The sequence below is a fragment of the Mesorhizobium sp. M1A.F.Ca.IN.020.06.1.1 genome, from assembly GCF_004023265.1.
Classification (GTDB): domain Bacteria; phylum Pseudomonadota; class Alphaproteobacteria; order Rhizobiales; family Rhizobiaceae; genus Mesorhizobium.
In genome coordinates, this window is the sequence record NZ_RZSR01000524.1 from 1 (window position 1) to 4,215 (window position 4,215).

Here is a 4,215-nt window from a genome sequence, read left to right on the forward strand (position 1 = left end):
GGACACGGTGGTGGCGCTGATCTTTCGGCCTCGCGTCGGCGCGCTCCTGGTCAACACCATCCTGCTTGTCGTCCTGGCCGTCCCGATCGCCATCGTGCTGTCGGTGGCGCTTGCCTGGCTGACCGAGCGCAGCGACCTTCCCGGCAACCGTTGGTGGTCGTGGCTGTCGGTAGCGCCGCTGGCTATCCCGGCCTTCGTCCACAGTTACGCCTGGATCAGCCTGATCCCCGGCCTGCACGGGCTCTGGGCCGGCGTGCTCGTCTCCGTCATCGCCTATTTCCCGTTTCTCTATCTGCCGATCGCAGCGGCGCTGCGCCGGCTTGACCCGGCGCTGGAAGATGCCGCCGCAGCGCTGGGCCTCGGACCCTGGCGCGTCTTCGCGCGTGTCGTGCTGCCGCAGTTGAGGCTGGCCATCTGCGGCGGTTCGCTGCTGGTTGGCCTGCACCTGCTTGCCGAATACGGGCTTTATGTCTTCATCCGCTTCGATACCTTCACCACCGCGATCGTCGACCAGTTCCAGTCGACCTTCAACGGCGCGGCGGCGAACATGCTCGCCGCCGTGCTGGTCGCCTGCTGCTTCGTGCTGCTTGGCGTGGAGGTGATCGTGCGTGGTGAGGAGCGTTATGCCCGCGTCGGCTCCGGGGCGGCGCGCCAGCAGCAGCGTGTCGCCCTCGGCCGCGCCACGCTGCCTTGCTTGCTGCTGCCCGCCGGGACTGCGCTGCTCACGCTCGGCGTGCCCTTTGTGACCGTCGGCCGCTGGCTGCTTGCCGGTGGCGCCGACGTCTGGCGTTGGGACGAGATCAGCCTGGCGCTCGGCCAGACGCTGGTCCTCGCCGTCGCCGGCGCGCTGCTTGCCACGGTCGCCGCAATGCCCATGGCCTGGATCTCGATCCGTGCGCCCGGCCGCTTGCAGCGCCTGCTCGAGAGCTGCAACTACATCGTCGGCTCGCTGCCGGGTGTGGTCGTCGCGCTGGCGCTGGTGACCATCACCGTACGCATCGCCTTGCCGCTCTATCAGACGCTCTTCACCATCCTTTTCGGCTATGCGCTGATGTTCCTGCCGCGCGCGCTGGTCAGCCTGCGCGCCTCGATCGCCCAGGCGCCGGTGGAACTCGAACGCGCGGCTTCGAGCCTCGGCCGCCCGCCGCTCAGGGCGCTATGGTCGACCACGATCCGGCTGTCGGCGCCGGGCGCGGCGGCCGGGATGGCGATGGTGGCACTCGGCATCACCAATGAATTGACCGCCACGCAGATGCTGGCGCCGAACGGCACCCGCACCCTTGCGATGGCGTTCTGGTCCTACAGCGGCGAGATCGACTACGCCTCGGCCGCCCCTTACGCCTTGATCATGGTGGCGATGTCGCTGCCCATGACCTGGGTGCTCTACGTCCAGTCAAAGCGGATGGCCGGCCGATGAGCTTCCTCGAGCTCCGCGACGTAGCAAAACATTATGGCCCGGTGGCAGCACTTGCCGGCGTCGACCTCACCGTCGAAAGCGGCAGCCGCACCGCGATCGTCGGACCCTCCGGCTGCGGCAAGACCACCTTGCTGAGGCTGATCGCCGGCTTCGAGGCGCCAGACCGCGGCCGCATCGCGCTCGACGGCAAGCTGCTCGCCAATGGCGGGGCGGCGGTGCCGGCGCATCGCCGCGGCATCGGCGTGGTGGCGCAGGACGGCGCCCTCTTCCCGCATCTCACCATCGCCGACAATATCGGCTTCGGCATGCCCCGAAGCGCCGAGAAGCGCGCCGAGCACATTGTCGAGCTCGCCTATATCGTCGGGCTTGACAAGGCGATCCTGAAGCGCCGTCCGCACGAGCTTTCCGGCGGCCAGCAGCAGCGTGTCGCGCTTGCCCGTGCCATGGCGATGAAACCCCGCCTGATGCTGCTCGACGAGCCGTTCTCGGCGCTCGACACCGGCCTCCGGGCCTCGATGCGCAAGGCTGTGGCCGAGCTTCTGGAGGATGCGGGCATCACCACCATCCTGGTCACCCACGATCAGGCCGAGGCGCTGTCCTTCGCCAGCCAGGTGGCCGTCATGCGCGACGGCCTGTTCTCGCAGGTCGGCACGCCGCGCGAGCTCTACTTCCAGCCCAGGGACAGGATGGTTGCCGAGTTCCTCGGCGACGCCATCATCGTGCCGGCCAAGATCGCCGACGGCTTTGCCATATCGCCGCTCGGCCGCATCGCCGTCGACATCACCGAGCGGCGCGACGTCGCCCGTATCATGCTCAGGCCCGAGCAGGTGGTGCTTAAACGAACCTCCCGCGAAGGCATGTCGGGGACGCCGGACATGCTGTTCGGCGAGGTGACGGACTCCGAATTCGCCGGCTCGGTCTGCACCATCGCCGTGCGGCTGCTCAATAGCCCGGATCCGCCGGATGCGGCCGCGATCGGCAACACACCGCTCGTCCTGCGCAAGACCGGCATGGACGTGCCGGAGGTCGGCGAGATCGTGCGCCTCACGGTGACCGGCAAGGCGCATGTGTTTGCCTGAAGCTGAGTCAAGAGGAGGGGCTTACGCTGCCGAGGCGCCTGCCGCCCCGATCGAACCAGTGCAACTTCTCGGCTGTGGCGGTGATGCGCAACTTGTCGCCGGGCTTTGCCGCCGTGCGGCCGCCGACCCGTACCACGATATTATTGCCGGCAGCCGAGCAGTGCAGGAAGGTTTCCGCGCCGACCGGCTCCACGGCCTCGACCGTTGCGGGCAGCATCAGCGCCCCGGATCGGTCCTCGGCATCGGCGACGAGTTCGGCGTCCTCGGGCCTGAAGCCTAGCATTGCCGCCTGCCCGCCGGGCCGGGCAAGAACAAGCAACTTTCCTTCCAGCTCAGTTGCAGAACTTTCTGTGCTCAGTGAGAGCAGGTTCATCGGCGGCGCGCCAATGAAGGACGCGACGAATGTCGAGGCCGGCTTCTCGTAAATGTCGAGGGGAGCGCCGATCTGCTCGACCAGCCCCGCATTCATGACGACAAGCATGTCGGCTAGCGTCATCGCCTCGAGCTGGTCGTGGGTGACATAGACCGAAGTGACGCCGAGCCTGCGCTGCAGGCTCTTGATCTCGACCCGCATCTGGCCGCGCAGCTTGGCGTCGAGGTTGGAGAGCGGTTCGTCGAACAGGAAGACTTTCGGATTGCGCACGATCGCCCGGCCCATGGCGACGCGCTGTCGCTGGCCGCCGGAAAGCTCGCGAGGGCGCCGGTCGAGCAGTCCCGACAATTCCAGCACCTTGGCAGTTGAACGCACTCTGCTGTCGATCTCGGCTTTCGGCGTGCCGCGATTACGCAGGCCATAGGCCATGTTGTCGTAGACCTTCATATGCGGGTAGAGCGCGTAATTCTGGAAGACCATGGCAATGTCGCGTTCGGTCGGACCGACGGCATTGACGATCTTGCCGTCGATCGCAACCGTTCCGGACGAGATGGTCTCGAGTCCGGCGATCATCCTGAGCAACGTCGATTTGCCGCAGCCGGAGGGACCGACCAGCACGCAAAGCTGCTTGTCCGGAATGGCGATGGAAACGCCTTTCACGGCCTCGACGCCGCCGGCATAGAGCTTCCTCACATCATTGAGATCAACCGTCGCCATCGCCCCTCACTTCTCGGATTCGACCAGGCCGCGCACGAACCAGCGCTGCATCAGCACCACGACAAGGATCGGCGGCACGATGGCCAGCATCGCAGTGACCATCACAAGGTGCCACTGGGTATCGGCGTCGGCGAAGGAAACCATCTTTTTCAGCGCAATGACGATGGTGTTCATGTCGTTGCTGTTGGTGACCAGCAGCGGCCACAGATATTGCGTCCAGCCATAGATGAAGAGGATGACGAACAGCGCCGCGATGTTGGTGCGCGACAGCGGCAGGAGGATGTCGAAGAAGAAGCGCCACGGCCCGGCGCCATCGACGCGCGCCGCCTCGATGAGCTCGCCCGGGATGGTCATGAAGAACTGTCTGAACAACAGCGTGGCCGTGGCCGAGGCGATCAGCGGGATGATCAGACCGGCATAGGTGTCGATCATGCCGAGGTCGACCATCACCTTGTAGGTCGGCAGGATGCGGACCTCGACGGGCAGCATCAGAGTGATGAAGATCAGCCAGAAGAAGGTCATGCGCAGCGGGAAACGAAAGAACACGATGGCATAGGCCGATAGGATCGAGATGAAGATCTTCCCGACCGCGACGCCGAGCGCCATGACCGTCGTGTTGAGACTGTCTC

The 4,215-nt window shown here is 65.9% G+C and carries 4 protein-coding genes; 2 read left to right on the forward strand and 2 right to left on the reverse strand.

Going from position 1 to position 4,215, the window contains the following annotated elements; genetic code table 11:
- Both EOA60_RS21365 and EOA60_RS21370 read left to right on the forward strand, forming a co-directional pair.
- Positions 1-1,417, forward strand: a 1,417-nt coding sequence (locus EOA60_RS21365) for an iron ABC transporter permease (RefSeq protein ID WP_164899445.1), incomplete at its 5' end; no start/stop codon positions are given.
- Positions 1,414-2,496: an ABC transporter ATP-binding protein gene (locus EOA60_RS21370; RefSeq protein WP_067319100.1), complete on the forward strand. Its 1,083-nt coding sequence runs from the start codon at positions 1,414-1,416 to the stop codon at positions 2,494-2,496. The genes EOA60_RS21365 and EOA60_RS21370, both read left to right, overlap by 4 nt.
- Before the next feature lie 7 nt (positions 2,497-2,503).
- On the opposite strand, the gene EOA60_RS21375 is transcribed toward EOA60_RS21370, so the two are convergent.
- Both EOA60_RS21375 and ugpE read right to left on the reverse strand, forming a co-directional pair.
- Complete coding sequence (locus tag EOA60_RS21375) at positions 2,504-3,586, reverse strand: sn-glycerol-3-phosphate import ATP-binding protein UgpC (RefSeq protein ID WP_095823968.1); 1,083 nt, start codon at positions 3,584-3,586, stop codon at positions 2,504-2,506.
- Positions 3,587-3,592: 6 nt separating this feature from the next.
- On the reverse strand, positions 3,593-4,215 hold a 623-nt coding region (ugpE, locus tag EOA60_RS21380), incomplete at its 5' end, for a sn-glycerol-3-phosphate ABC transporter permease UgpE (protein ID WP_128311836.1).